This is a genomic window from Peristeroidobacter soli (genome assembly GCF_004138485.1).
Taxonomy (GTDB): Bacteria; Pseudomonadota; Gammaproteobacteria; order Steroidobacterales; family Steroidobacteraceae; genus Steroidobacter; species Steroidobacter soli.
In genome coordinates this window covers 258,515-285,287 of record NZ_RYEV01000003.1, presented here as the reverse complement: position 1 = coordinate 285,287, position 26,773 = coordinate 258,515, and the positions used below count along the sequence as shown (strand labels likewise).

The 26,773-nt window shown below is 62.3% G+C and carries 23 protein-coding genes; 15 read left to right on the top strand and 8 right to left on the bottom strand.

Features of this window, described 5'->3' with window-relative positions; translation table 11 throughout:
* Window positions 1–181: 181 nt before the first annotated feature.
* The 3 genes from EKO19_RS10075 to gshA form a co-directional block, all read right to left on the bottom strand.
* Window positions 182–1,198: a GGDEF domain-containing protein gene (locus EKO19_RS10075; RefSeq protein ID WP_129776300.1), complete on the bottom strand. Its 1,017-nt coding sequence runs from the start codon at window positions 1,196–1,198 to the stop codon at window positions 182–184.
* A gap of 242 nt (window positions 1,199–1,440) precedes the next feature.
* The gene (locus tag EKO19_RS10070) at window positions 1,441–1,665 is read right to left on the bottom strand and encodes a hypothetical protein (RefSeq protein ID WP_129776299.1); all 225 of its coding nucleotides are present in this window, start codon (window positions 1,663–1,665) and stop codon (window positions 1,441–1,443) included.
* 356 nt (window positions 1,666–2,021) lie between these two features.
* Entirely contained in the window at window positions 2,022–3,605 is a 1,584-nt protein-coding gene (gshA, locus tag EKO19_RS10065) for a glutamate--cysteine ligase (protein ID WP_175597011.1), read from the bottom strand.
* A 171-nt stretch (window positions 3,606–3,776) separates the two neighbouring features.
* Between gshA and EKO19_RS10060 the strand changes: the two genes are divergently transcribed.
* The 6 genes from EKO19_RS10060 to EKO19_RS10035 all read left to right on the top strand — a co-directional run bounded on the left by EKO19_RS10060 (window position 3,777) and on the right by EKO19_RS10035 (window position 11,163).
* Complete coding sequence (locus EKO19_RS10060; RefSeq protein WP_129776298.1) at window positions 3,777–4,655, top strand: diguanylate cyclase; 879 nt, start codon at window positions 3,777–3,779, stop codon at window positions 4,653–4,655.
* A 127-nt stretch (window positions 4,656–4,782) separates the two neighbouring features.
* The gene (locus tag EKO19_RS10055) at window positions 4,783–6,345 is read left to right on the top strand and encodes an amino acid permease (RefSeq protein ID WP_129776297.1); all 1,563 of its coding nucleotides are present in this window, start codon (window positions 4,783–4,785) and stop codon (window positions 6,343–6,345) included.
* Window positions 6,342–7,712 (top strand): glutamine synthetase family protein, encoded by a 1,371-nt coding sequence (locus EKO19_RS10050; RefSeq protein ID WP_175597010.1) that lies wholly within the window; start codon window positions 6,342–6,344, stop codon window positions 7,710–7,712. Before EKO19_RS10055 ends, EKO19_RS10050 begins: the two co-directional genes overlap by 4 nt.
* Before the next feature lie 166 nt (window positions 7,713–7,878).
* Window positions 7,879–9,261 (top strand): aldehyde dehydrogenase family protein, encoded by a 1,383-nt coding sequence (locus EKO19_RS10045; protein WP_129776296.1) that lies wholly within the window; start codon window positions 7,879–7,881, stop codon window positions 9,259–9,261.
* An 11-nt stretch (window positions 9,262–9,272) separates the two neighbouring features.
* Window positions 9,273–10,457, top strand: a complete 1,185-nt coding sequence (locus EKO19_RS10040) for an iron-containing alcohol dehydrogenase (protein WP_129776295.1) — start codon at window positions 9,273–9,275, stop codon at window positions 10,455–10,457.
* A 328-nt stretch (window positions 10,458–10,785) separates the two neighbouring features.
* On the top strand, window positions 10,786–11,163 hold the full coding sequence (locus tag EKO19_RS10035; RefSeq protein ID WP_157995202.1) for a DUF2845 domain-containing protein: 378 nt from the start codon (window positions 10,786–10,788) through the stop codon (window positions 11,161–11,163).
* Here the strand turns inward: EKO19_RS10035 and EKO19_RS10030 are convergent.
* The gene (locus EKO19_RS10030; RefSeq protein ID WP_129776293.1) at window positions 11,145–12,512 is read right to left on the bottom strand and encodes an MATE family efflux transporter; all 1,368 of its coding nucleotides are present in this window, start codon (window positions 12,510–12,512) and stop codon (window positions 11,145–11,147) included. The two genes, EKO19_RS10035 and EKO19_RS10030, sit on opposite strands and share 19 nt — an antisense overlap.
* 162 nt (window positions 12,513–12,674) lie before the next feature.
* Here EKO19_RS10030 and EKO19_RS10025 point away from each other — a divergent pair, with 162 nt between their 5' ends.
* From EKO19_RS10025 to EKO19_RS10005, 5 genes are all read left to right on the top strand, one after another.
* Window positions 12,675–13,952: an acetyl-CoA C-acetyltransferase gene (locus tag EKO19_RS10025; protein WP_129776292.1), complete on the top strand. Its 1,278-nt coding sequence runs from the start codon at window positions 12,675–12,677 to the stop codon at window positions 13,950–13,952.
* 596 nt (window positions 13,953–14,548) lie between these two features.
* Complete coding sequence (locus EKO19_RS10020; RefSeq protein ID WP_157995201.1) at window positions 14,549–15,097, top strand: PEP-CTERM sorting domain-containing protein; 549 nt, start codon at window positions 14,549–14,551, stop codon at window positions 15,095–15,097.
* An 87-nt stretch (window positions 15,098–15,184) separates the two neighbouring features.
* Window positions 15,185–16,270 carry a ferrochelatase gene (gene hemH, locus EKO19_RS10015; protein ID WP_217705238.1) on the top strand — a complete coding sequence of 362 codons (1,086 nt, stop codon included), beginning with the start codon at window positions 15,185–15,187 and terminating at the stop codon, window positions 16,268–16,270.
* Between the two features lie 5 nt (window positions 16,271–16,275).
* Window positions 16,276–16,995, top strand: coding sequence for a hypothetical protein (locus EKO19_RS10010; RefSeq protein WP_129776290.1), 720 nt, complete (start codon window positions 16,276–16,278; stop codon window positions 16,993–16,995).
* 15 nt (window positions 16,996–17,010) lie between these two features.
* Window positions 17,011–19,077 (top strand): S46 family peptidase, encoded by a 2,067-nt coding sequence (locus EKO19_RS10005; RefSeq protein ID WP_129776289.1) that lies wholly within the window; start codon window positions 17,011–17,013, stop codon window positions 19,075–19,077.
* 3 nt (window positions 19,078–19,080) lie between these two features.
* On the opposite strand, the gene EKO19_RS10000 is transcribed toward EKO19_RS10005, so the two are convergent.
* Window positions 19,081–19,800: a YceI family protein gene (locus EKO19_RS10000; RefSeq protein ID WP_157995200.1), complete on the bottom strand. Its 720-nt coding sequence runs from the start codon at window positions 19,798–19,800 to the stop codon at window positions 19,081–19,083.
* 124 nt (window positions 19,801–19,924) lie between these two features.
* Between EKO19_RS10000 and EKO19_RS09995 the strand changes: the two genes are divergently transcribed.
* The 4 genes from EKO19_RS09995 to EKO19_RS09980 all read left to right on the top strand — a co-directional run bounded on the left by EKO19_RS09995 (window position 19,925) and on the right by EKO19_RS09980 (window position 24,161).
* Window positions 19,925–20,485, top strand: a complete 561-nt coding sequence (locus EKO19_RS09995) for a cytochrome b (RefSeq protein WP_157995199.1) — start codon at window positions 19,925–19,927, stop codon at window positions 20,483–20,485.
* Window positions 20,485–21,069: a YceI family protein gene (locus tag EKO19_RS09990; RefSeq protein WP_129776286.1), complete on the top strand. Its 585-nt coding sequence runs from the start codon at window positions 20,485–20,487 to the stop codon at window positions 21,067–21,069. Before EKO19_RS09995 ends, EKO19_RS09990 begins: the two co-directional genes overlap by 1 nt.
* A gap of 36 nt (window positions 21,070–21,105) precedes the next feature.
* Complete coding sequence (locus EKO19_RS09985; protein ID WP_129776285.1) at window positions 21,106–23,286, top strand: acetyl-CoA hydrolase/transferase C-terminal domain-containing protein; 2,181 nt, start codon at window positions 21,106–21,108, stop codon at window positions 23,284–23,286.
* Window positions 23,287–23,384: 98 nt separating this feature from the next.
* Window positions 23,385–24,161 (top strand): DUF4097 family beta strand repeat-containing protein, encoded by a 777-nt coding sequence (locus EKO19_RS09980; RefSeq protein WP_157995198.1) that lies wholly within the window; start codon window positions 23,385–23,387, stop codon window positions 24,159–24,161.
* On the opposite strand, the gene EKO19_RS09975 is transcribed toward EKO19_RS09980, so the two are convergent.
* The 3 genes from EKO19_RS09975 to EKO19_RS09965 form a co-directional block, all read right to left on the bottom strand.
* On the bottom strand, window positions 24,158–25,027 hold the full coding sequence (locus EKO19_RS09975) for a fructosamine kinase family protein (RefSeq protein ID WP_217705237.1): 870 nt from the start codon (window positions 25,025–25,027) through the stop codon (window positions 24,158–24,160). The genes EKO19_RS09980 and EKO19_RS09975 overlap by 4 nt on opposite strands.
* A 9-nt stretch (window positions 25,028–25,036) precedes the next feature.
* Window positions 25,037–25,870: an orotidine-5'-phosphate decarboxylase gene (pyrF, locus tag EKO19_RS09970; RefSeq protein WP_129776282.1), complete on the bottom strand. Its 834-nt coding sequence runs from the start codon at window positions 25,868–25,870 to the stop codon at window positions 25,037–25,039.
* Between the two features lie 106 nt (window positions 25,871–25,976).
* Window positions 25,977–26,705, bottom strand: a complete 729-nt coding sequence (locus tag EKO19_RS09965; RefSeq protein WP_129776281.1) for a 2OG-Fe dioxygenase family protein — start codon at window positions 26,703–26,705, stop codon at window positions 25,977–25,979.
* Window positions 26,706–26,773: the final 68 nt, after the last annotated feature.

The following is a 26,773-nucleotide window of genomic DNA, read 5'->3' as shown; positions in this document are numbered from 1 at the left end:
GCCGCCCGCGCCGAAACCGCCGGGCTTTGTAATAGTCGATGGATGGAGCTGCCGTCGGCAGCGAGATCCAACGATCATAGCCGCCCGCCGATCCCCTGCAAGACCGAGGCCAATACGGTTTTGAGATCAAAGTATCGGTGTCGGCGATGACACCGCCGGTCAGCGCGCTGACAGCGCTTTCTCAGTGGGTGACGCCAGCTTCCGCGGCCGCTTTCTTGCGAAACGACCCAGTGGTGAGGTCGCTGTATTCCTTGTCCATGATGACGATGCAATCGCGGCCGCGCTCCTTGGCGGCGTACAGCGCCTCGTCCGCGAGCTGGATGAAGCCGTAGTGACTGCGGTCGCTCATGGGCTGGACGCACGCGATGCCGATACTCACGGTCAGCCGCTTGCTCGAGATCGGCGATGCGCCATGCGTGATGGCGAGCGACTCAATCCCGGCCTGGATCTGTCGCGCCATGTCCTCCGCGTGCTGACGACTGGAGTCGTAGAGCACCATCGCGAATTCCTCGCCGCCATAGCGGGCCGCGATATCCAGCGGCCGGCGCGCATGGCTGCTCAACGACCACGCGACGCGACGCAGGCACTCGTCGCCGGCTTGATGACCGAAGCGATCGTTGTAGGCTTTGAAATGATCGATGTCGATCATCAGCAAGGTCAGCGGCCGGCCCTCGCGCGCCGCCTGGGCCCAGAGCCGGTCGACGTGCTCGTCGAACGTGCGACGGTTGGCGATGCCGGTCAATCCATCACGACGCGCCGTTTCCATCAGCAGCTGCGACTCGAGGAAGTTGGTGCGGTTGGCGCGCTCCAGCGAATAACAAACAATCGCCCCGATGGCGTTGGTGAACAGCAATACACCTACATCGACCAGCCGTTGCGGCGCTGGCATGCCGGCGAGCGTCGCGATGACGGGATAGGAAACCAGCACCAGCAACGACGCCGTCAGCGCCGGCCGGAACGCCAGGCCCAGCATCAGATAGTTATAGATCATGGCCAGCACCACCGAGCCGATCAGACTGACGCCTTGAGTGGCCGCGATCACCGCCAGCACCACCACCCCGATGCCGAACAGGGATGCCCCGTACGGGCACACGATGGGATACCACCGTTGATATAGCCTGGTGTGCACCATCAGGAGCGCGATCAGAAAGATCGGTCCGAGCACGGTGGGCCGGATCAGATCCAGCGGCTGGCTCACCGCCGCGGGCAATACCAGGCGATTGATTGCCGAGAAACCGATGACGAAGCCGATGCCCAGCAGCAGATTGCGACTGATCTGAGCCCGGTTTCTGGCGAGATGGGAGCGCCGGAAGCGCCGCTCCAGATCGGGATCGTCGAACTTGAGGCGTGGAAAGCCTCGCTGGAGCTGCAGCGCGTAATCAGACCGGGGCGGCGCATCCGCACCGCCTGCGTAACCTGTTTGTGGCGCCGGCCCGGGGATTAGTTCGAATCCTGATGTTTGCGACGATCGCGCGCGTCCTTGATCAGGCGGCGCCAGACTTCGTAGGCATCCCAGCCTCCGGTGGATCCGAGGTTCGGCTCGATCACCGTGTCGATGCCGACTTCCGGCGCCGTCAGGGCGATGGCGCTGCCGAGCTGATCGGCATTGGCCGCCGATCCTCCGCTGATGATCTGGCTGACGGCTGGTTTGATTAGTGTGCTCATAAAAGTCAGTCGGCGGAGCGCTCTCACGCGGCTTCGAATGAAAAAAACGTGCCCATGTTATTTCTCACCCGACCGTAAAAGCGTGCGCAGTTCTCAGTTTCGGAACCTTGGGCGTCTTCGTTGAGACATCCGTGCGCGAGACACTCGACAGACATGGATTCGCCCGCAAAATCGCTCGATTATGTTCAGCGATCGGCAGCGCTAGCCAGGAAGTCGAATGTAAACCCTCGCAATTAACTTACGCTAGTCGGCGCGAAAAATAATATTCACCCGCTAAATCGCGGCGCTGCGATATCTGGATTCGCGCGAGCTGTTTGAAATTGATCCGCTGACGATCAGCTCTGCGGCGACGAACTCTATCTTGCAAAATACTTGACCAGGAACTGGTCGAAAGTCATGTCATCGGCGGCTTCGACCGCGGCCTGTCGCTCGAGCGACTCCTGGGCTTCGGCACTGAATTCCGCCAAGCGCTGTTCGTTGGGTGGGTACAGGTCCAGAAAGTACGCTTTGTGCACGCGGGACATCCGCAGCGCGAATTGAGCGAAACTTTCACCGGTGGTTCGCAACTCTTGCAAGCTTCGCGCCGAGGGTGTGCGATCCACCTCGTCGATCTTGGTCTGTTGCAAATCCAACGCGGCCGTATACGGCTTGCGCTCATCGCCTTGATCCAGCAACTCGCAGATGCCACGCATCGAGTCGATGAGCTCCAGCGCCCAAGCACGCAATTCTACCGGCTGCCCATTGCGGTTTAGTTTCAATCCCGGTTCGCGGCCACGCCGCGCGACCACCGCATGATTGGCATCCAGCTGTGCCTGCTCGCCGGCATCGATCGGATCGCTCTGTTTCAGTACACACAGCGCCGCGAATGCTTCCAAAAAGCGCAGCTTGTTCTGATTGACACCGACCGGATCGAACGCGCTCACGTCGAGCGCGCGAAACTCGACATATTCCACGCCGCCACGACGCAACGCCTGCGACGGATGCTCGCCCGAGCGGGCCACCCGCTTCGGCCGGATGTAGCTGTAGTACTCGTTCTCGATCTGCAGCAGGTTGGTGTTGAGCTGCCGATACTCGCCGTCCACCTTGACGCCGAGCTTTTCGTACTCCGGATTGGGCGTGCTCACCGCGGCCGTCAGATCCCGTACATATTCGTCGAGACTGTTGACCGAAATGTTCACGCCGGCCTGACTCTTGTTGCGATAGCCCAGGTCGCTCATCCGCAGCGACGTCGCGTACGGGGCATAAAGCGTGCCGGGCGCGAATGTTTCCAATTGATGATCGCGGCCGCGCACGAACGAGCTGCACAGCGCCGGCGAGTTGCCGAATAAATACAGAATCAACCAACCATGGCGACGGTAGTTTCTTAGCAACGAGAAATATTGCGCCGAGATGAAATCCTGCCCGGCGCTCTTCTCTTGCAAGACTTCGGCCAGCACCGGCCAGAACGTCTGTGGAAAGGAGTAATTGAAATGCACGCCGGAAATCGCTTGCATCATGCGACCGTAACGATTGCCCAGCCCCAGCCGGTACACCTCTTTCATCTGGCCGATGTTGGAGCGACCGAAGCGGGCAATGGGGATTTCGGCGTCGCCGGTCAGCATGCAGGGCATGCTGGTTGCCCACAGCAGCTGCTCGCCCAGATGGCGGTAGACGAACTGATGCAGGTCGCACAAGTATTGCAGGAGCTGCCAGGACTCGCGGAACGCGGGCGTCACCAGCTCGATCAACGCCTCCGAGTAGTCGGTGGTGATGTGCTCGTGAGAGAGCGCCGAGCCGAGGGCGATCGGATGGGAGCTTTGTTCGATGTGGCCGTCCGGCGAGACGCGCAGCGACTCTTTTTCCACGCCCTTCAAGCCGTTCTGCAGGACGCGCGGCTCACGCGTGTTGATCAGCGTCGCCAGGCGACGCTCGAAGGCGCGGTCGATGCCGGAGCTGCTCATGTCTGATCAGAACTGGAAATGGCCGGCAAGTTTCCGGTAGGGGCGTTCGATGCGTCAAGCGTCAGCCACGAATGACACAAGTGAATGACGGCTCGAACGTCGCAAAGTCTGATACCGCCCGAGTGACGACTATGCTTTGATTGGCCTGTTCCGAGCGACTGCTGGAGACCCGTGGAGCCGACGACCGTCTTCGATCCTGAGCTCCTAACCTCGTATCTGTCGATCGGAGTGGTCGCAGCCCTGGCACTGACGGTTGTTGCCGCTTTGGCCCGCACCCTGGTCCTGCATGGCCGCCTGGCCCGGCGCACCCGGGAGCTGGAAAACGAGCTGGCGCAACGTCAACGGGCCGAAGCACAACTGCAGGCAGCCCATGCCGAGTTGGAGAATCGGGTCCGCAGCCGCACCCGGGCGCTGGAAACCCGCAACGAAGAGCTGAGCCGTCTGCGGCTGGCCCTGGAAACCGCGAACCGCCGCCTGCGTCATCTGGTGGCCGCCGACCCGCTCACCGGCATCGCCAACCGCCGCCATTTCGATCGCACCCTGGATCGCGAAGTGCGCCGGGCCCGCCGTGAACAGCGGCCGCTGTCCTTGATCTTCCTGGATCTCGACGAGTTCAAGCACTTCAACGACACCTACGGTCATGCCCACGGCGACGAAGTGTTGCGCCGGGTGGCACGCACCCTCGATGAGAGCTTCCGGCGCGGCGGCGATCTGGTCGCCCGCTACGGCGGTGAAGAGTTCGCGGTGGTATTGCCCGGCGTCGATGCTCACCGCGCCGGCCTGTATGCAGAACGCTTGCGCCGGCGGATCTGGCGGATGGCCATCTCGAGCGGCTCCGCCGAATCCAGTGAGCGCATCACCATCAGCGGCGGCGTCGCCGCCATCGCGCCCGGCAGCCCCGGCTTCCACGATACAGCACCCGATACATTGTTACGGGCCGCCGACCAGGCGCTCTACAAGGCCAAATGCCAGGGAAGGAACCGGATCGCCATGGCCAATGCACCAGCAACGACCAGCGCCGAACGACCGGTCGTCGAACTGGCTTCCTGATCTTTCCCGCCCTTGCGCCCTCCCCACACGGTCGGCGTATAGTCGATTCGTCGCATTCATCCTCGAACAACAGTGACAAGGAATGTGGGTCGCGAGCGATTTGCATTCCTTTGAAAGGGAGAATCGCATGACAGACAAGAAGACGGTTGGCGGCGTGACCTATCAGAACGCCGGCAAGGATTACTTCGAGAAACGCGGGCTACGGCGCCACGCGAGAGTCTGGTCGTTATGGGCGCTGGGTGTCGGCGCGGTGATCTCGGGGCATTTCTCCGGCTGGAACTTCGGCATCGGCGCCGGCGGCTGGGGCGGTTTGTTCATCGCGGCCATCATCATCGCCATCATGTATCTGGGGCTGATCTTCAGCCTGGCGGAAATGTCTCCAGCACTGCCGCACACGGGCGGTGCGTATTCCTTCGCTCGCAGCGCCATGGGTCCCTGGGGCGGCTTCATCACCGGCCTGGCCGAGAGCATCGAATACATCATGACGCCGGCGGTGATCGTGTTCTTCATCGGCTCCTATCTCACCGGCATCTTCGAAACTCCAGCCGCGTATCAACCGTTGTGGTGGATCGGTTGTTATCTGGTGTTCGTGTTGCTCAATTACGCGGGCGTGGAGCTGTCTTTCAAGATTTCCGTGGTCGTCACAGTGATGGCGCTGGCGGTGCTGGTGGTGTTCTGGGTCAGCGCGATTCCCCACGCGGACTTCTCGCGCTGGGCACTGAACATCGCCGCCGGCCCGGACGGCAAGCCCATCGAGCTGACCCAAGGCGGCGGCACCTTCCTGCCTTTCGGTTGGAAAGGCGTGCTCGCTGCCCTGCCTTTCGCCGTGTGGCTGTTCCTGGCGATCGAGGAGTTGCCGCTCGCCGCTGAAGAGTCGGTCGACCCGAAACAGGACATGCCGAAAGGATTGATCTTCGGCATGTTCACGCTGATCGTCTCGGCACTGATGATCATGCTGCTGAATGCATCCATCGGCTCCGCCGACGAAGGCAAGCTGCACGGCGCGTATTCGCTGGCCACTTCCGCCGAGCCGTTGCTCGATGGCTTCCGCGTGATCTTCGCGGGTGACATCGCGAAGTTGCTCGCGTTGTTGGCGGTGATCGGCCTGATCGCCAGTTTCCACACGATCATCTTCGCGTTCGGTCGACAGATATATTCGCTGTCACGCGCGGGCTACTACCCGGCGGTAATGTCGATCACGCACGGCTCGCGCAAGACTCCGCACATCGCTTTGTTCACGGGCGCAGCCATCGGCCTAGCTGTGATCCTCGCTGTATGGTTCTCGCGCGGCGCGGAGAAAGGCGGCGCGATCATTGGCGCGACGTTGCTGAACATGGCGGTGTTCGGCGCGATGATCTCGTACGCGTTCCAGGGCATCTCATTCATCCTGTTACGCAAGAACATGCCGAACATCGAGCGGCCGTATCGCAGCCCCCTCGGCATTCCCGGTGCGGCGGCGACGGTCGTGATCGCCATCGTCACACTGTACTTCCAGCTGCAAGATCCGGTGTATCGAGCCGGTGTGTACTCGGCGCTGGCCTGGTATGTCGCGGGTGTCCTGTACTTCGCCTTGGTGGGGCGTCACAAACTCGTGCTGTCGCCCGAGGAAGAGTTCGCCATGACCGGGGGGCAGCATGGTCATCCGGAACGCGAAGGCTACGGCACCACCAAGGTTGACACTGCATCATGATGGAACCTCGCCAGGTCAAGAGCGCTGCCGACGCCAAAGCCATCGTCGAGCAGCGCGGTCTGTCGCACGTCAAAGTCGGCGTGTTCGATGTCGACGGCATCATGCGCGGCAAATACATGTCGCGCGCGAAGTTCATCTCGGCATTGGAGAGCGGCTACGGCTTCTGCGATGTGGTGCTCGGCTGGGATTGCCAGGATCAGCTCTACGACAACGTGAAGTTCACCGGCTGGCACACGGGTTACCCCGACGCACCGGTGCGCATCCTTCCTGAAACCTGCCGACCGCTGCCGTTCGAAGCTGACAATCTGCTGTTCCTGAGCGAGTTCACCGGGCCGGCCGAACAGATCTGCCCGCGCGGCGTGCTTCGACGCGTGCTCGAGAAGGCCGCGAAGCTCGGCTTCCAACCGTACGCGGGCTTCGAGTACGAAGTGTTCTTTTTCGACGAGACACCCGAGTCGGTGCGCGCCAAGCATTATCGCGATCTGAAACCGATGGCGCCGGGCTGGTTTGGTTATTCCGTGATTCGCAATTCGACCGCGTCGGAGTTCTATCGTCATCTGCTCGCGACCTGCGACACGATGGACTTCGGTATCGAAGGGCTGCATGAAGAAACCGGGCCGGGCGTGATCGAAGCGGCGATCGCCTTCGACGCGGCGCTGGCGTCGGCGGACAAGGCGTCGCTGTTCAAGACGTTCATCAAAGTGCTGGCCCAGCGTAACAATATGATGGCCACCTTCATGGCGAAATGGTCGCGCGACTGGCCGGGCCAGAGCGGTCACATTCACTTGTCGCTGAAGGATGGTGACGGCAAACCGGTGTTCCACGACGCCGACCAGCCGCATCAGATGAGTCAGACGATGCGTTATTTCGTCGGCGGCCTGCAGCAGCTGATGCCGGAGCTGCTCGCGATGGTGGCGCCGACGGTCAATTCCTATACACGATTGATCCCGGGCTTCTGGGCACCGACGGATTCGACGGTGGGTGTCGAGAACAGAACGTGCGCGTTGCGCGTCATTCCGGGGAGCGCTAAGTCACAGCGTGTCGAGTATCGAGTCGCGGCGGCGGATGCGAATCCCTACATCATTCTTGCAGCGGCCCTCGGATCGGGACTGTATGGCATCGAGCATAAGATCGAGCCGGAGCCGCTGGTCGAAGGCAACGCTTACGACCACAAGTTTCCAGAGCGGCTGGCGCTGCCACGGACTTTGTGGGATGCCGCACAACGGTTGAAACAGTCGCGCATGGCACGCGAATACTTCGGCGACGCCTTTGTCGATCACTACGCCGCGACCCGAGAGTGGGAAGAACGCGAGTTCCGCAAGCATATTACGGACTGGGAGCTGGCGCGGTACTTCGAGATCATTTGAGCGAGTCGCGGCACCGGCCTGCGGCCGGGCCGCTGCTTCAGGAAAGCTACGCGGCTGGAATAGATTGGATGCGCGCTCTTCGAGGAACGTCGTGGCGCCCAGCCGAAGGCCGGGTCGCCAACTTGGCCCGGCCGCAGGCACGGGCAGTGCAGCTTCGGATGACGACATGCAAAAGACGATCAGTCCTATTGATGGCCGCGTTTACGTCGAGCTGGAGCTGGCAACCCCTGCGGTCATAGACGAAGCTCTGGATCGCGCCCGCGCGGCGCAGCGCGCGTGGCGCGGCACCTCCGTCGCCGAGCGAGCAACCGTCCTCTCCCGCTTCTGCGAAATATTCGAAAGCCAGCGCGCCGACATCGCCACCGAACTCACCTGGCAAATGGGCCGCCCCATTCGCTACTCACCCAGCGAAGTCAACGGCACGCTCGAGCGCGCGCGACACATGATCGCCATCGCTCCGCAAGCGCTCGCCGACATCGACGCCGGCCCGAAAGAAAACTTCACTCGCTTCGTTCGCAGAGAACCATTGGGCGTCGTGCTCACCATCGCCGCCTGGAACTACCCTTATCTCATCGCCGTGAACAGCGTCATCCCGGCCCTGATGGCCGGCAACGCCGTGATCCTGAAACATTCCGCGCAAACGCCGCTGTGCGCCGGACGCTTCGCCACCTGCCTGAAGCAAGCCGGCCTGCCCGATGGCGTATTTCAAGTTCTGCACCTCAGCCACGCCGACACCGAAAAACTCATTCGCGACCACCGCATCGACTTCGTCGCCTTCACCGGCTCAGTCGCCGGGGGACACGCCGTGCAACGCGCGGCCTCGGAACGTTTCATCGGCGTGGGTCTGGAACTCGGCGGATGCGACCCGGTGTACGTGAGACACGACGCCGACCTCGCGCACGCCATCGAGAACGTCGTCGATGGCGCCTATTTCAACAGCGGCCAATCCTGCTGTGGCTTACAACGAATTTACGTTCACGAACGCATCTACGACTCTTTCGTCGAAGGCTTCCTCGACCTCACCAACCAATATGTACTGGGCAACCCGCTCGACCAGACCACCACGCTCGGTCCGGTAATCCGCACCGCTGCCGCCGACACGATCCGTCATCAGATCGCCGCATCGATCAGCGCCGGCGCGCAGCCCGCGATCGACGAAGCGAAATTCGCTGACAGCAAACCCGGCACACCCTACCTCGCCCCGCAGGCCCTGTTGAACGTCGACCATTCGATGACCGTCATGCGCGAGGAAATTTTCGGCCCGGTCGCCGGTCTGATGAAGGTGAGCTCGGACGAGCAGGCCATCGAACTGATGAACGACACCGCATTCGGCTTGACCGCCGCGATCTGGACTCGCGACCAGGGCGCGGCGCTGTCGATCGGCGATCGCATCGACACCGGCACATGGTTCATGAATCGTTGCGACTATCTCGACCCGGCGCTCGCCTGGGTGGGCGTGAAGGACTCGGGCCGCGGCTGCACGCTGTCAGTCGTCGGTTACGAGCATCTCACCCGCCCCAAGTCATTCCATTTGCGCACGCGCACTTGAAGGAACACATCATGGCTTCGTTACGCGGCAACTGGAACTATCCCACCGCCGTGCGCTTCGGCCCCGGCCGCATCGCCGAGTTGCCGGACGCATGTAAATCGTTGGGCATGAAACGCCCTCTGCTGGTCACGGACGCCGCGCTGGCGAAGCTGCCGATGATCGGCAACGCCGTCGCTGCGTGTAAGGCCGCGGGACTCGCGTGTGAAGTATTCAGCGACGTGCAAGCGAATCCGGTGGAGTCGAACGTCACGAATGGAGTGAATGCCTACCGCAGCGGTTCGCACGATGGCGTGATTGCTTTCGGTGGCGGCAGCGCGCTGGACACGGGCAAGGCCGTCGCATTGATGGTGGGCCAGACGCGTCCGATCTGGGACTTCGAAGATCGCGAGGATTGGTTCACGCGAGTGAATGTTTCAGGCATGGCGCCCGCCGTCGCGGTGCCGACGACATCCGGCACCGGCTCCGAAGTCGGGCGCGCTTCCGTAATCACCGATGTGCGCGATCACACCAAGAAGATCATTTTTCATCCCAAGATGTTGCCGTCCATCGTGATTGCCGATCCCGAACTGACGCTGGGTTTGCCGGCGAAAATCACCGCGGCAGTCGGCATGGACGCGCTATCTCACAATCTCGAGGCGTACTGCTCGCCCTCGTATCATCCACTGGCGGAGGGCATCGCGCTCGAAGGCATGCGTCTGGTGCACGACTATCTGGCCACCGCCGTGCAGGATGGCAACGACATCGAAGCCCGCTCGCAAATGATGGCGGCGTCGTTGATGGGCGCGACGGCGTTTCAAAAAGGGCTCGGCGCCATGCATAGCCTGAGTCATCCGTGCTCGGCGAACCTGAACACGCATCATGGCCTGACCAATGCCGTCGTCATGCCTTATGTGCTGTCATGGAATCGTCCGGCGTTGGGCGCGAAGATGCAGCGGCTGGCCGCCTACCTGAACCTGCCTCAGCACTCGTTCAACGGCGTCCTGGACTGGATCCTGGAGTTGCGAAATACCATCGGTGTCCCGGATACATTGTCGGAGCTGGGCGTTACTCCTGAGCATGCGCGAACGTTCGCGCAACAGGCATTCGACGACCCCTCCACCGGCGGCAATCCCATCCCGGTGACGGTCGCTGATTTTGCTCAGCTCTATCTGAACTGCGTCGAGGGCAAGCTCAATACGGCGGCAGGGGCCTGTTAACACTCATTTGATGGGTTGCGTTGCGCCTCCAATCGCCTGCAGCAAGGCACAAAGCGCAGCCCATATGTCGATATGGGCAAGCTTTGTAACGCAGCTGTGGGCGATTCGAGGCGCAACCCATTTAATGAATAAATATCATTAGATGGGACGAGCTATTGCGGTTCAGGACGTCGTTAGTCCTCCCTTATGTACTGCAGAGTACACGGCGGTCGTCCCGCCTAGCCCTGAACCGCAATAGCTCGTCGCAGCCCATCAAATGAGTGTTAACAGGCCCCTATTCAGCCATGGTTCATTGGCAATTCATGAGCCGCGAGGCATAGTGAAGACCATGCGTATCCCACTGCTCATTGGTTTGGCGGTCGTCGCGGGCACGCTCGCGGCACCGGCGCATGCCGACGGTATGCGTTGTGGCAGCCGTTTGATCCGTGACGGCGATGCACGCGCCGAAGTACGCGCGTTTTGTGGCGAGCCCGCCGACGTGCAGACGCGCACCATTCTTCGCCGTCCGACCTACACCGTCGGCGGTCGCATCTTTTATTCGGGCGATGGCTTGATCGAAATCCCGGTGGAAACCTGGACCTACAACTTCGGCCCGAACAAGCTGATGCGCCGGGTGAAATTCGTCGACGGCGTGGTCGATGAGGTCGAGACGCTGGGTTACGGCTACAACGATCCGCAGCGTGGCACCTACGGCCCCGGCAGCTGATCGCGCACGCGCGCTTTCGTCACTATCCAATAGCGCGCCAACAGCAGCACCGCGCTGATCGACAGTCCGACGTTCAGCCCGACCCAGACCAGTTTCGGTCCTTCGCCTCGGTGCACGCCGAAGTAGTACGCGAAGGTGAACCCGACCACCCAATACGAAAAGATGCACAAGGCCATGGGAATGGTCGTGTCCTTGAAGCCGCGCAGCGCACCCGCCGCGCCGACCTGCACACCATCGGAAAATTGAAACAACGCGGCCATCAGCAACAGACTGGCCGCCAGCTCGCGCACCGGCACGTCGCGCGTGTACAGCGCCGCGATGTGATCGTTGAACAACAAAATCACAATCGCCGACACGGTCATCACGATCGCGCACATCCCCACGCCAATCAGACCGGCACTGCGCGCACCGGCCAGATCGCCGCGTCCCAGCGTGTGGCCGACGTGAATGGTCGTGGCTGAGCTGATGGCCAACGGCACCATGAACATGAACGCCGCATAGTTCAGCGCGATTTGATGTCCGGCCGCGGTCACCGCACCCATGCCGCCCATCATCAACGCCGCCGCTACGAACAAACCGCCTTCGGCGAGGATGCTGCCGGCGATGGGCGCACCGATGCGAGTCAGCTCACCGAGCACAGCCCAGTTCGGCGGATCGATGCGTGCGAAAAGGTTGAACGGCCGATAAGCGCGATGCATGCGCATGTGGAGCAACATCGCGAAGAACATCAGCCACATCGAAATAGCCGTCGCGACGCCGCAGCCCACCGCACCCAACGCGGGCGCGCCGAACTTGCCGTACATGAAGATCCAGTTGCCGATGACGTTCGCGGTCAGGCCGAGGAACCCGGAGAACATGATGGGCTTGGTGCGCCCGAGCCCTTCGCTCATATAACGCAGCGAGAAGTACGCGAGCAGCCCCGGCATGCCCCAACTGATGGCGTGAATGTATCCAACCGCCACGGGCAGCACGTCCTCGCCGATACCGATCGCCGGCAGGAACCAATCGGCCTGTTGCATGCCCGTGAACAACAGGATTGAAAGCGCCAGCACCAGCCACCATGACTGCCGGGCGTAGGACGTCACTTTGTGCGTATCGTTGGCGCCGTAGGCGTGCGCAACCGAGGGCGAGGTGGCCATCAACAGACCGAAGCCCACGAACATGAAAAGGTTGAAACTGGCGGCACCGATCGCCAGCCCACCCAGATCGACCGCGCCCAGCTGGCCCGCCATGACGGTGTCGGCAAACGCCATGCCGGTGATCGAGAGGTTATTACCTAGCAGCGGGGCGCCGAGCGCGACAATAGCTCGGGCGTCCACGCCCAGGCGGGCGCGGCGGTGGATACTCATGTGGCTGACCGCCGGCGTTGGCGGGAAACTGTGTGGCGTTACGGATCGCGGGCCGCACAGCGTACGGACTTCAGCGCTCCGCGCCAACAGCGATCCCAACTATATTCGGGCGATTCCGGCTGGCATGCTTGCCACCCTTAGTTGCCCGCAACTGGAGCCATCATGCTCGTAGGTTCGTCGATCCGACGCGTCGCCATCATCGGCGGCGCGCGCATTCCGTTCGCGCGCTCGATGGGCGTGTTCGCCGAGGCCAGCAACCAGGAAATGCTCACCGCCTCGCTCAAAGGCCTGGTGGATAAATTCAATCTCCGCGGCGAAGTGCTCGGCGATGTCGGCGCTGGCGCGGTGCTCAAGCATTCCAAGGATTTCAACCTGACGCGCGAGAGCGTGCTCGACAGCGGCCTCGCGCCGGAAACCCCCGCGTTCGATTTGCAGCGCGCGTGCGGCACCAGTCTCGATACCGCCATCGTGCTCGGCTTGAAGATCGCAGTCGGACAGATCGACTCCGCCATCGCGGCCGGCGTCGATACGGCCAGCGATGTTCCGATCGTCTATCCCAGCTCGTATCGCAAAGTGCTTCTGCGCAGTGCGCGCGGCCGATCGCTCGGCGAACGCCTGTCGCCGTGGACGAGTTTTCGTCCCAGCTTCCTCAAGCCGCAGCTGCCCGGTGTCAGCGAGCCCCGCACCGGCATGTCGATGGGACAGCATTGCGAAAAGATGGCTCAGACCTGGCAGATCGCGCGCGCCGATCAGGATCAACTGGCGCTCGAGAGTCATCGCAAGGCCGGCGCGGCGTGGGATGAAGGTTTCTATGACGACCTGGTCGTGCCGTTCCGCGCTTTGAAACAGGACAACAACATTCGTCGCGACACGTCGATCGAGAAGCTCGCGAAGCTCAAGCCGTCGTTCGCGGCGAATGGCACGTTGACCGCCGGCAACTCGACACCGATGACCGACGGCTCGGCCGCCGTGCTGCTCGCGAGCGAGGAATGGGCGAAGGCGCGCGGACTGCCGGTGCTCGCGTATCTCACGTACGGCAAATATGCGGCGGTCGATTTCGTGCAGAAGGAAGGACTGCTGATGGCGCCCGCCTATGCAGCGCCTCGCATGCTCGCGGACGCCAAACTCACACTGCAGGACTTCGACATCTACGAAATCCATGAAGCGTTCGAAGCTCAGGTGCTATGCACGCTCAAGGCGTGGGAGTCCGCGGAGTTCTGCCGCGACCGGCTCGGTCTCAGCGCGCCGCTCGGAAGCATCGACCGGAGCAAGATGAATCTCAAAGGCGGCAGCGTCGCCATCGGCCATCCCTTCGCCGCCACCGGCGCTCGAATCATCGCCACCCTGGCCAAGCAACTCGCCCAACGCGGCGGCGGCCGCGGCCTGATCTCCGTGTGCACGGCCGGCGGCATGGGCGTCACCGCCATCATCGAACGCTAAACCGAGCCACCACCCTCCGGCGGGAGGGTCAAAATGGAGGCGGTCGGCAGGGCTTGATGGAAGGGTACCTGCCGACCGCCGTCCGGACCGAGGTCTGGAATAAGTTAAACCAGAACCCAGTCGCCTGCGCGAGGTGCCGCGATCCCGGGGAGGGGGCAGTAACGAATCGCGACACTTCGAGCAATCGATAGAGGCAGATCGGTGGCGGAGCGGCCGACCCGGGTAAAAGAATTAGGAAAAAGAAGTGAAGGGCATCCCTGCCCGGTTGCATGCCCCGGCCACGCCGGTCCTTGTGAAGACATCCTTGATCACACGCACGCAGATCCTATGAGGTATAGCGACAAACCGAGGGAAATGCCCTCACAGCGCAACAGACTCTTTCGCAACGAGGCATGGGGCGGATGCGGCGGTTTTACTTATTCCCGTAAACATATATGTGCCGATGCGTCGGCCTGTCTTACAAGGGCTTCGCAACGGCCCCCGCACCGCAACCACCCTTTGTACCTACTGCCCTGAAGTACAAGGAAATAACTACCCGTGGCATAGCGGTTGCTTTATCTACCACGCGTGCCACAAACGCCCACAGGAATTCTCAGATGAACCGATTTTTTGCTCTGGTGCTGCTTGCCTTCGGGTTTGCTGGCGCCGCCCGTGCCGACTACATCCCCGCCACCTGGGTCGACGTGGCTCCCGAGGCGAACAACGTGTACATCGGCGACCGCCAGTCGTACACCTACACCCACAACCTGAACGACAACGGCTTCCGCCCGCTGACCGACCTGATCACCAGCTTCAACCTGTCCATCAACCTGGCCGATGACCAGCGCAACGACGGCTACGAGCTGGCGTTCGTGGACATCCCGGGCTTCACCGGCGACTCCTTCGTCAGCAGCTTCGGCCTGAGCGGTCCGGAGTACAGCGGCTTCTCCATCGTGGGCCTGCTGCAGCTGAACGCGCTGGGCACTCTGACGGTCACCATCAGCTCCATCATCGGTGACTTCAACCTGGTCAGCTCCACCATCACGGCGCAGGGCCTGAGCAACGTGACCAACGTGCCGGAGCCGGGCGCTCTGGGCCTGCTGGGCGTCGGCCTGGTCGGCATCGCGCTGAGCAAGCGTCGTCGCAAGCAGGCGGCTCGCGCTTAACTCGCGAAACCAATCCTGGTGGGAAGGGCCTCGCTTCGGCGGGGCCTTTTCTTTTCTATAGGTCACCTGCGGCGGCGGGGTACATCCATGTACCCGATGGTGGCCATTGTCAGCAATCATTGGTCGGGCACGGGGCAGTCATTAAACTTGCGCCCCATGGTTCATTACCTCGGCGATTCTTCTCACCAGAACGGCGGCGCCAACCGCGTCGGTGTGCTGCTGGCCAACCTCGGGACACCCGATGGTCCCGATCCGTCTTCGGTCCGGCGCTTCCTGGCTGAGTTTCTTTGGGACCCGCGCGTCGTCGAAGCGCCGCGGCTGATCTGGTGGCTGGCTCTGCACGGCGTGATCCTGCGAATCCGGCCATCGAAGAGCGCTCACGCGTATCAACAGATCTGGACGCCCGAAGGCTCACCCTTGCTCGTGTACAGCTCAGCCCTGGCCAAACGAATCGGCGAAGCCCTCGAGTCACGCTGGAATGCCCCGGTGGCGCTCGGCATGAGCTATGGCTCACCGTCCATTCCCCAGGCACTGGATGAACTGCGCCGCCAAGGCGCAACCCGCATCGTCGTTCTGCCGCTGTACCCGCAGTACTCCGGAACGACGACGGCATCCGTCTTCGATCGTGTCACTCGATACCTGCAACGCTGGCGCTGGGTGCCGGAGCTGCGCTTCATCGGCAGCTATCACGACGACGCCGGTTATATCGATGCCCTTGCCGCCAGCATCGATCACCACTGGCGCGCCCATGAAAAGCATCATCTGCTGTTCTCTTTCCATGGCATCCCGAAACGCTACGTCACCTCGGGCGATCCCTATTACAGCCAGAGCATGCAGACCGCGCGCCTGGTCGCCGAGCGCCTCTCTCTGGGCGAGCAAGAGTGGAGCGTGAGCTTTCAATCGCAGGTCGGCCGAGAGGAGTGGCTGCGGCCGTACACCGACGAGCGCTTGCTCGAGTACGCGCGCAGCGGCCCGAAGAAGGTCACGCTGGTCTGCCCGGGCTTCGCGACCGACTGTCTGGAGACGCTCGAAGAAATCGCGCTTCGCAATCGACAATTGTTTCTCGACGCCGGTGGCGAAGCCTATGACTACGTGCCCGCGCTGAACGCCGGCGACGCGCACGTTGCCGCGTTGGCTCAGCTGCTCGAACGACACATGCAAGGCTGGGCGTAACAGCGATGTTCGGCCGGTTCCTGGAGATCAGCGTGCATGCGCCCGAGATTCGCGACTCGCTGGCGTTCTACGAAGCGCTGGGGTTCGCGCAGGCACCGGTCGGTGAAACATTCCAACATCAGTACGCGGTGGTCACCGATGGCCGATTGTTTCTGGGCCTCCACGGCCGGGCGCTGCCCTCTCCGGCGCTGACCTTCGTGATGCCACGGCTCATGCATGGCATCGAGCAGCTGGAACAACTGGGCATCGAGCTCGAAGACCTGCAGCTGGGCAATGAAGTCTTCAATCGCGTGAGCTTTCGCGACCCCTCGGGTCAGAGCGTCAACGTCTTCGAGGCCCGCACATTTTCACCGCCTCAATTCGAAACCCATCCGGCGACGACCTGCGGTTACTTTACGGAATACGGACTGCCGGTCCGCGAGCAAGGCACCATGCGCGTATTCTGGGAAGCGCTGGGTTTCGTGGCGTGGGATGAGCAATCTGAGCCATTCGCGCGGACGGCGCTCACCAGTGACCATCTGAATCTGTCGTTGTATCGTTCCCGGGCATTCCGCCAGCCGGTGCTGACCTTCGAAGATCGCGACATGCGTGAACGCCTGGCCCGGCTGAAAGAGCGCGGCTTCCAGCTTTCCGACGAAATGCCCGACAGCCTCGACGAGTCGTGCAACGCCATCCTGATTGCGCCGGAAGGAACACGGCTGCTGCTGATACAGTCCGAAGACTGAACCAAGGAGAATTCGATGTTCCGGAGTCTCGCTGCCGCCTGCATGGCGCTGCTTGCCACCGCCGCCGTGGCCGACGAAGGCATGTGGACCTTCGACAACGTGCCGCAGGCCGCGATCCAGGAGAAATACCACGCGACGCTCGACAAGCCCTGGCTGAACAAGCTGCAACGTTCCATCACACGTTTCGAGAGCGGCTGCACCGGATCGTTCGTGTCGCCGGACGGTCTGGTCCTCACCAATCATCACTGCGCCATGCAATGCCTCGCGGAGATTTCCAGCGAGCGCGCGAACTACGTGGACGACGGTTTCAAAGCGGCCACGCGCAGCGCCGAGAAGAAGTGCCCGACGCAAATTCTGTCGGTGCTCGTGGAGATGGAGAACGTCACCGCGAAAGTAGCCGCGGCCACCGCCGGCATGCCGGACGCGCAAGCCAACCAAGCGCGCAAACAGGAGCTGAGCAAGCTCGAAGCCGCGTGCACCAGAAGCTCCGAAAAGAATCGCCTCGCGTGCGAGTCGGTGACCCTGTATCAGGGCGGCCAATATTTTCTGTACAAGTATCGCCGTTACGACGACGTGCGACTGGCGTTCGCCCCGGAGCACGCGATCGCGGCGTTCGGCGGCGATCCGGACAACTTCAACTTCCCGCGCTGGAGCCTGGATTTCAGCCTGTTCCGCGTCTATGAGAACGGCAAGCCGCTGCGCTCACCGGATCATCTGAGCTGGCGCACCGAAGGCCCGCAGGTGGGCGAAGCGACCTTCGTCGCCGGCCATCCCGGCAGCACCAGCCGCCTGCTGACCGTCGAGCAATTGCGCTTTCAGCGCGACACCTCCGTCCCCTCTTATCTGATTCGCAACTCCGAGCTGCGTGGCAGGCTGATTCAATGGGGCAAGACCGGCGACGAGCCCGCGCGCATCGCCAGCGACTATCTGCAGAGCGTGGAGAACTCGTTGAAGGTCTATCGCGGATTCCAGACCGCACTGCTCGACGACAGCTTGTTCGCACGCAAGACGTCACAGGAGCGAGAGTTGCGCGAGCGGGTAAAGAGCGACCAGAAGCTCGCCGGCACCGTCGGCAATGCATGGAACGATGCGGCCGCCGCGCAAGAGCGCTATCGCCAGATCTACGATCGTTATCTGTATCTGGAAGGCGGTGCTGGCTTCAACAGCAAGCTCTTCTCGTATGCGCGCACACTGGTGCGCAGTGCCGCCGAGCGCACCAAGGCCAACGAGCAACGGCTGCGCGAGTTCGCCGATTCCAATCTGCCCAAGGTGTCGTCGAGCCTGCTCGCGACCACCCCGCTCTATCCGGACTTCGAGCAAGTCACGCTGTCGTTCTCGCTCGACAAACTTCGTGAAGCGCTGGGTCCGGATGACTCCATCGTTCGCAAGCTGTTGAGCAAGGAGTCGCCCGACTCACTCGCCAACAAACTGATTACTGAAACCAAACTGGGCGATCCGGCCGTTCGCAAAGCGTTGTGGGACGGCGGCGGCGCGGCCATCGCCAGCTCGAACGATCCGATGATCGTGCTGGCTCGTGACATCGACGAGGAATCGCGCACGGTCCGGAAGATCTTCGAAGACGAAGTGCAGGCACCGGTCGCGTCCGCTCAAGAGCGCATCGCCAAAGCACGCTTCGCCGTGTACGGCACGAACACCTATCCAGACGCGACGTTCACGCTGCGCCTGAGCTACGGCGCGGTCGAAGGCTGGATGGAGAAAGGCCAGCGAGTCGAGCCATTCACGCGACTGTCACGCTTGTACGAACGCGCCACCGGCAAGGATCCGTTCCGCCTGCCGCAAGCATGGCTGGACGCGCGCGATCGGCTCGATATGAACACGCCGTTCTGTTTCGTGACGACCAACGACATCGTCGGCGGCAACTCGGGCAGCCCGCTGGTGGACACTCAGGGCCGGCTGGTCGGCCTGGCATTCGATGGAAACATTCATTCCATCGCCGGCAGCTTCTGGTACGACGGCACCATGAACCGCACCGTCGCCGTGCATCCCTCTATCATCATTACCGCGCTCAAGGATGTTTATGGCGCGGGGGATCTGGCCAAGGAATTGCTCGGCAAGCGCTGAACGTCAGCGCTTGACCGCGACCAGGTTGAAGCGCACGTGTAACCGGTCCTGAACTTCCAAAGCCCCCAGCGCGACGCTGAAGGGCTTCATGCCGAAGTCGGTCTGCAGCAGGTCGAACTCGCCGCTCGCGGTGAGTCGGTCGCCGTTCACGACGATGTCGGTTGGCACGACCACCTCTTTGCTCGCGTCCTTGATGGTGATGCGCGCGGTGATCTTCGGCGCCTGCAACGAGCCGACGACGGTCGCCGATTTAACGGTGACGTTCGGATAGGTCTCGGCGTCGAGCACTTCCTTGCGAAGCATGTTCTTGCGCGTGCCTTCCTTGTCCGAGGCGGCAATCTCAGGAGGAAAGTCGCTGCCGGCAGCGCGCCGGGCGTCCGCATCGTCGACGATCAGGTCCGCCACGGGAAACGACAGCTCGAAACCGGACGCCGGGAATGGGGAACGCATCCAGACCCGACCGGTCACCGATTTGCTGGTCATCACATGATTGTGGCCCAGCCGAGCGAAAGTCCCGCCGCGATAGACAAAGACATGCAGAACCGAGGCCTGCGGATCGACTTGGTAAACCGTCGCGCCCGCCTCGGCGGGTGGCGGTGGCGGCGCGGGCTGCGTTGGTTGCGGCGGAACTTGGGGAGTGGGCGCGGGTGGGCGCACCGGTCGCGGACAAGCGACAAGTCCGAGGCACAACACCAGGACCGCGCCGATTCGAGTTGATTTCATTCGATCTGTCGTCATACCTGATCCATTCGAGCCCTTCGATCGTGTCAGATTTGCAGGCCCGGTGGCCCGGCTCCCCGAATCGCTTACACTGTCGTCTCTAAGTACCCACTGGATCCCGAAAGTGATGCAACTGAAGAACGACGAATTGCGCTACGGCGTCGTCGCGCAGTTATTTCATTGGGCCATCGTCGTCCTGATCATAGTGCAGTTCATTCTCGCCAACCGGGCCGACGACCTGCCGCTGGGCCCGGCGAAAATCGCCGTGCTCGCCCAGCACAAATCGTTCGGCATCACCATTCTGGGCCTGGCCCTGCTGCGCCTGATCTGGCGCTGGTTCAATCCGGTGCCGGCCGAGCCATTGGATGTTCCGCAGTGGCAAAGAATCGCGGCCCGCGTGTCGCACATCGGTCTGTACACGCTGTTGCTGATCACGCCGCTGGCCGGCTGGCTCATGTCTTCGGCCCGCAACTTTCCGGTCAGCTGGTTCGGCCTGGTGACCCTGCCGGATTTCATCGCGCCCAACCGCCCGGCTTATGATTTTCTTCACGAGACTCATGAGCTGCTGGCGCTGACACTGTTCTGGCTGGCGGTGCTGCATATCGCGGCGGCGCTCAAGCATCACTTCATCGACAAGGACAACGTGCTTCGCCGCATGTTGCCGGTCAACCTGAAACGGGATCGATAATGATCTGCTCGAAATCTCATCGTCTCGCCGGCCGGCTGGTGGCCGGTCTCGCCGCTGGCCTCGCCGCCGCGGCGGCCTTGGCTGCCGCCACGTGGAGCTTGCAGCCGAAGGAAAGCAAACTCACGTTCGTCGGCGAACAGGCCGGCGCGCAGTTCGAAGGCAGCTTCGACAAGTTCACCGCCGACATCAGCTTCGATCCCAAGAACCTGGCGGCCAGCCGCTTCGATGTGAAAATCGACACGGCCTCCGTGAATACGCAGGACGGCGAGCGCGACACCACGATCAAGGGCGCCGACCTGTTCGACGTCAAACGCTTCCCGACCGCGCAATACGTCGCCGACAAGTTCACTGACAAGGGTGGTAACAAATATTCGGCCACCGGCAAGCTCACGCTGCGCAATGTCACCAAGGACGTGCCCATCGATTTCAGCTTCGAAAGCAAGGACGGCGGCGCCTGGCTGAAGGGCACGGCAAAAATCAAACGTCTGGATTTCGGCGTCGGTCAGGGCGAGTGGCAGGACACGTCCACGGTCGGCAACGACGTGCAAGTGCGCTTCTCGCTGCGACTGAAAGGCGCTTCATGAGTCAGGCCACGACCCGGCTGCGGTAACGACACACCGATGATTGCAGCCGCGCCGCTCAAATACACGGCACCCGACGAATGCGTCGAAGCCACGCTCAATCGCGTCGGCAAGCATGTCGTGCTGGGTTTGCCGGTCGCCATCGGCAAGCCGAACACGCTGGTCAACGCGTTCGTGGCCCGCGCCGTTGCCGATCCTCATGTAAAGCTCACCATCATCACGGCACTGTCGCTGCGAGTACCGCGCGGCCGTAGCGATCTGGAGAAGCGCTTTATCGAGCCGTTCACGCGTCGGGTGTTCGGCAACTATCCCGAGCTCGATTACCTGCGGCTCATCGAGCGACAGCAGCTGCCCGCGAACATCGAAGTGCTCGAGTTCTACATGGAACCCGGCGCCTGGCTGCGTAACGAACATTTACAGCAGCATTACCTGAGCAGCAATTACACACACATTGCGCGCGATGCCTTGCGCCGTGGGCTCAACGTGATCGCGCAGCTCGTCGCCGCTCCGCCGCCCAACGAAGCGCCGGGCTTGCTGAGCCTCGGCTCCAACGCGGACATGACCGCCGATCTGTTGCCGCAAGTCGCAGCGATGCGCGCGGCCGGCAGCAGCAAGCCGTTCGTACTGATCGGCCAGGTGCACCGTGATCTGCCCTTCATGTACGGCGACGCGCTGGTCACCGCCGACACGTTCGATTTCCTGGTCAAGGATCCGGACACGGCGCTGTTCAGCCCGCCCAACATGCCGATCCCGCCGACGGAACATGCGATCGCCCTCAATGTCAGCACGCTGATTCGCGACGGCGGCACATTGCAGCTGGGCATCGGTGAGCTGGGCGATGGCATTTGCTACGCCTTGCAGCTTCGCCAGCAGCAGCCTGCGCTTTATCGCGAGGTCCTGGAATCGACCGGCATCCTCGCCCGACATCGCCGGCTCATCGAGACCGAAGGCGGCACCGCGCCGTTCGAGCGCGGCCTGTATGGCTGCACCGAGATGCTGGCCGACGGCTTCCTGGATCTGTATCGCAGCGGCATCCTGAAACGTCGCGTCTATCCGAGCGCCAAGCTACAACGACTCATCGACGACGGTCACATCGATGAGAATGTCAGTCTGCACACGCTCGACGCGCTGGTCGAAGCGGGCATGAACCGGATGTCGTTCGCCGACTTCCAGGAATTCCGTGAAGTCGGCTTGTTTCGCGACGACGTCGAATACGATCGCGGCGTGCTGATCACGCCGGACGGTCAGCAATTGCCAGCGACTTTCTCCGACCCCGAACAACGCGCACAGATTGCGCAGTACTGTCTGGGCGAAACACTGCGCAACGGCGTGCTCGCCGACGCGGGTTTCTTCTTCGGCCCGAAAGGTTTCTACGCTGGCCTGCGTGAGCTGCCCGCCGTGCAGCGCAGAATGTTCGCGATGCGCGGCATCAGCTTCGTGAATGAGCTGTACGGGCATGAATGGGAATTGAAGGTCGCACAGCGTCGTTACGCGCGCTTCGTGAACACCACGATGATGGTCACGGGCCTGGGCGCCGCCGTTTCCGATGGGCTCGCGGACGGACGCGTCGTCAGCGGCGTCGGCGGTCAATATAACTTCGTGGCGATGGCGCACGCGCTGCCTGAAGCGCGCTCCATTCTTTGTTTGCGCTCGACCCGCACGGCCGGGGATGTCACTTCATCCAACGTCGTCTGGAGTTATGGGTATTGCACCGTGCCGCGCCATCTGCGCGACATCGTCGTCACCGAATATGGCATCGCCGATCTGCGTGGCCGCACCGATCGTGAGATCGTCGAAGCACTGGTCGGCCTCATGGACGCCCGATTCCAGCAAGCCTTCGTCGCCGACGCGCAGCGCGCCGGCAAATTGCCGAAGAGTTGGAGCATTCCTGAAGCAGCGCGCGCCAATACTCCAGAACAGCTGGCCAGGAAATTCGCGCCGTGGCGCGAGCGCGGCTTGTTTGCTGAATTGCCGTTCGGCACCGACTTCACCGCCGAGGAGGTCGTGCTCTCCAAAGCCTTGCGTTCCTTGCAAGCCTCGACCCAGTCGTGGTCGGGTCGCGTATTGACACTGTTCGATGCACTGTTAAATGGATCGCCTGTGCCCGCCGTCCAGCCGCATCTCGCACGCATGGGCCTGGCTCGTGCCGATTCTTTGTCACAGGCCATTCAGCGCCGGCTGCTGACCAACGCGCTCCGCAAAATTTTGCAAACCGGCTGATCAGCTCCTATCTTTGCTGCCCTCCGCATGGCCCAGGGATGAGCCGTTCCTGTGCGCATGAGCATTCAGCTTTACTTATTCGCACAAGGAAGTCGTTCATGAAGAAGTTTGCGGCCCAGCTGTTGAGCGTCGGTTTGCTGAGCGCCGTCGCCGCCTCGGCTCGGGCGGAGGAATGCAAGTTCAGCTCGGATCGCACGGCCAACTTCAACGGCCCGGTCAAGAAAGTGGTGCTGTCCGCCGGCGCGGGCTATCTCAAGATTCGCGGCGACTCGAACGGCGACGTCAAGGCGACGGGCCGCGCCTGCGCCTCGTCCGAAGCTTTGCTGGGCAAGATCGCACTGGAGAGTCGCCGTGAGAACGACACAATCTATTTGACAGTGGTGATGGCTGAAGGCATGGGTGACATGTTCAGCTTCGGCCGCTACACCTCGCTGGATCTGGACATCACAGTGCCGCGCGACTCGGAGCTCGATGTAAAGGACACCAGCGGCGACCTGGAATTGAGCGATGTCGGCGCGGCCAGGGTCGACGACGGCTCGGGTGATCAGCTGTTGAAGAACATCAACGGCGATCTGATCATCAACGACAGCTCCGGCGAGATCCGCGTGATCAGCGTCGTCGGCAATGTCGAAGTGGCAGACAGCTCCGGCAACATCGACATCGAAGACGTGCGCGGCGATGTGAAAATCATTACCGACAGCTCCGGCGACATTGCCATTCGCAATGTGAAAAAGAACGTCAGCATCGACAACGACAGCTCCGGCACTGTCGATGTGAGCGATGTCGGCGGCAATTTCGGCGTTCGTGCCAAAGGCAGCGGCAACATCCTGTACGAACGCGTCGGCGGCTGGGTACGAATTCCCGCGAAGAGTTAAGCCAGCTCGGCGAGCAGACCCTGGATCATCCCCTGTGCCTGTCGGCCATAGGCGCCGCCGAACAGGTTGAAGTGATTCAGCACGTGATAGAGGTTGTAGAGCGGCACTCGTGACGTCGCACCTGCATCCAGCGGCCACTCACTCCGATAGGCCGCATAAAACGCCGGCCCGAAGCCGCCGAATAGACGCGTCATCGCCAGGTCGGCCTCGCGGTCGCCGAAATACACCGCGGGATCGAACAGCACCGGCGAGCCGTACGCGTCGCTGCCCCAATTGCCCGCCCACAAGTCGCCGTGAAGCAGCGATGGTGATGGTCGATAGTCGGTGAAGAAATGCGCGAGCTGTTCGCAGAGACGCTCACCGCTATCGAGGAGCTCCGTGCCGGCGCCATTGCTCTTCGCCAGCTCCAACTGCGGACGCAGCCGCTGCTCGCGCAGGAACTCGACCCAGTCGGCGCTGTCGCGATTGGACTGCGGCGTCGAGCCGATGGTGTTGTCGCGATACCAGCCGAACTTATCGCGCGTCACCCGATGCTGGGCGGCGAGCCCCTTGCCCAGTAATTCCGCGCTGCTGCGGACGCCGGTGCGCAGCTCGATCCATTCGAGCGCAAGGAAGGCCATGCCATCGAGCTCATCGACTGCCACGACGCCAGGAATGCGCACCGCTCCGGTCCTGGTCAACTCCCTCAGCCCGTCGGCCTCCGCCTGAAACATTTCCAGACTCGACGGCTCGCCATACTTGACGAACAACGGACCGATGTCGCTGTCGAAGCGAGCACAGGAATTGATGGAGCCGCCGCTGACCCGCTCAGAGCTTGCCGTAACCTCAGTCTTTAACGCGCGACTCAGTACGGCAGCAAGCGGCATGGCGATGGGCTACAGCAGTCCGCGGGCTTGTTCCTGCAAGCTGCGGATGGTGGTTCTGATATCAGAGACCGAGCCGCCATTCGCCAGGATCGCTCTGGAAACATTCGGCAACACGCGACCGCGCGCCGAGGGCATGCGCTTCAACACATCCTGAATGGTTGCGCCTTGCGCACCGACGCCCGGCGCGAGAATGAAGGACTGCGGCAAAGCATCCACGGTCTCGGCAGCATCGTCACAAGTGGCACCGACGACGGCACCGATGTACTGCAGCCCTTCCCCCTGCTTGCGATTGCGGGCAGTGATCTCGCGACACAGGTTCTGAGCGACAGTTTCGCCATTGGCCAGGCGAGCCGTTTGTAACTCGCGGCCTTCTGGATTGGAGGAACGCACGACGACGAACACGCCGCCTTCGGCGCGCACGGCAATGTCCAGGAACGGATCGAGCGCGGCGAGGCCGAGATACACATGAGTCGTGACCGCATCGACGCGCAGCGTGGTCGTCGATGAGAAATAACCCTCAGCGTAAGCGGCACCCGTGGTATCGATATCGCCGCGCTTGCCATCGAGCAGCACCAGCACTTCGCGACTGCGTGCAAGCGTCGTCAGCTCTTCGACCGCCTGCAACCCGGCGCTGCCGAAACGCTCGAAGAACGCCGACTGAGGTTTGAGCAGCGAGATACGGAATTCGGCCGCCTCCAGCACGCGCTTGCCGAACTCGAACGCACCGTCGGGCGTGTCCGGCAGATTGCAGGATTTGAGCAGTGCCGCCGAAGGATCGATGCCGACACACAGCGGGCTGTGTTCGACGATTTTCTGATGCAGTCGGGCGGCGAACGTGGACATGAGCGGCTACCTGGTTCAGCGACGAGCCATTGTACCAGCGCACCCGGCGAGCCCGGAGGCCCGAGCGCCCGCCGCATTCGGGCACTGGTGATTCAATAACGCGCGCTCAAGCCCCGGGCGCCTGGAACCCGCGCTCGCGGAACGTGACCACCAAGGTGTCCCGCACGCCGCCCGGGCCGTCGTTCTGGATCGGCGTGGTCTCGTGAATCACCTTCGCGTCGTCCAGCAGGAGCGCCGACCACGGCGCGCTCATGGTGAAGCGCACGCCGGAAGTACCCTCAGCTTCAAACACGCGCGTCTCACCGCCGCGCACATTGAAACGATTCACCAGAATCACGGCGACGTAATCGACGCCGTCGCGATGCGCGCCTTCCGGCGTCGGCCGGCCGATGCCTTCGGCGGTATCGATACGAAACTGATGAGCTTCGATATACCAGCGCGGCACAGGCCGCGCGCGCGCGAACAGCCGGGCAAGTCCACTAATGAGCTGATTCCACGCCGGCGCCTGCAGCACCTCGGCGGTCATGGGCTCGAACCAGCGCTCCATGCCGCCGTGAAGCGCGTTGTACTCGGTGGGCTGCCAGTGCGCGCGATGAGGAACGAGCTGCAGCCCATTGCCCTGCTCTTGAATGAAACAACTGTGACGCCGCGACCGATAGCGACCGCCGTCGCGCAGATACGCGTCGCGAGGCAACTGATTCCAGGTGGGCGCCAGCTTGCCCAGGTCAGCGAGCTCGACGCGGCACTCCGCCGCCAGCTCGTCCGGCTGTAACAACACACAGCCAACTTCATGCAGCGTCGTTGCCGCATCCCCGTTCGATCTGCTCAGTTTCAAGGCGCACTCCGGACGACCGCCCCAATGGACCACATCGGCGGCCGACGCGTAATTTTAGCGCCTCCGGC

What these genes read in the sequence shown, in the direction of transcription:
- EKO19_RS10070 (WP_129776299.1), bottom strand. Translation starts at nt 1,665, where the DNA reads ATGAGCACACTAATCAAACCAGCCGTCAGCCAGATCATCAGCGGAGGA.
- gshA (WP_175597011.1), bottom strand. Translation starts at nt 3,605, where the DNA reads ATGAGCAGCTCCGGCATCGACCGCGCCTTCGAGCGTCGCCTGGCGACG.
- EKO19_RS10055 (WP_129776297.1), top strand. Translation starts at nt 4,783, where the DNA reads ATGACAGACAAGAAGACGGTTGGCGGCGTGACCTATCAGAACGCCGGC.
- EKO19_RS10050 (WP_175597010.1), top strand. Translation starts at nt 6,342, where the DNA reads ATGATGGAACCTCGCCAGGTCAAGAGCGCTGCCGACGCCAAAGCCATC.
- EKO19_RS10045 (WP_129776296.1), top strand. Translation starts at nt 7,879, where the DNA reads ATGCAAAAGACGATCAGTCCTATTGATGGCCGCGTTTACGTCGAGCTG.
- EKO19_RS10040 (WP_129776295.1), top strand. Translation starts at nt 9,273, where the DNA reads ATGGCTTCGTTACGCGGCAACTGGAACTATCCCACCGCCGTGCGCTTC.
- EKO19_RS10035 (WP_157995202.1), top strand. Translation starts at nt 10,786, where the DNA reads ATGCGTATCCCACTGCTCATTGGTTTGGCGGTCGTCGCGGGCACGCTC.
- EKO19_RS10030 (WP_129776293.1), bottom strand. Translation starts at nt 12,512, where the DNA reads ATGAGTATCCACCGCCGCGCCCGCCTGGGCGTGGACGCCCGAGCTATT.
- EKO19_RS10025 (WP_129776292.1), top strand. Translation starts at nt 12,675, where the DNA reads ATGCTCGTAGGTTCGTCGATCCGACGCGTCGCCATCATCGGCGGCGCG.
- EKO19_RS10020 (WP_157995201.1), top strand. Translation starts at nt 14,549, where the DNA reads ATGAACCGATTTTTTGCTCTGGTGCTGCTTGCCTTCGGGTTTGCTGGC.
- hemH (WP_217705238.1), top strand. Translation starts at nt 15,185, where the DNA reads ATGTACCCGATGGTGGCCATTGTCAGCAATCATTGGTCGGGCACGGGG.
- EKO19_RS10010 (WP_129776290.1), top strand. Translation starts at nt 16,276, where the DNA reads ATGTTCGGCCGGTTCCTGGAGATCAGCGTGCATGCGCCCGAGATTCGC.
- EKO19_RS10005 (WP_129776289.1), top strand. Translation starts at nt 17,011, where the DNA reads ATGTTCCGGAGTCTCGCTGCCGCCTGCATGGCGCTGCTTGCCACCGCC.
- EKO19_RS10000 (WP_157995200.1), bottom strand. Translation starts at nt 19,800, where the DNA reads ATGAAATCAACTCGAATCGGCGCGGTCCTGGTGTTGTGCCTCGGACTT.
- EKO19_RS09995 (WP_157995199.1), top strand. Translation starts at nt 19,925, where the DNA reads ATGCAACTGAAGAACGACGAATTGCGCTACGGCGTCGTCGCGCAGTTA.
- EKO19_RS09990 (WP_129776286.1), top strand. Translation starts at nt 20,485, where the DNA reads ATGATCTGCTCGAAATCTCATCGTCTCGCCGGCCGGCTGGTGGCCGGT.
- EKO19_RS09985 (WP_129776285.1), top strand. Translation starts at nt 21,106, where the DNA reads ATGATTGCAGCCGCGCCGCTCAAATACACGGCACCCGACGAATGCGTC.
- EKO19_RS09980 (WP_157995198.1), top strand. Translation starts at nt 23,385, where the DNA reads ATGAAGAAGTTTGCGGCCCAGCTGTTGAGCGTCGGTTTGCTGAGCGCC.
- EKO19_RS09975 (WP_217705237.1), bottom strand. Translation starts at nt 25,027, where the DNA reads ATGCCGCTTGCTGCCGTACTGAGTCGCGCGTTAAAGACTGAGGTTACG.
- pyrF (WP_129776282.1), bottom strand. Translation starts at nt 25,870, where the DNA reads ATGTCCACGTTCGCCGCCCGACTGCATCAGAAAATCGTCGAACACAGC.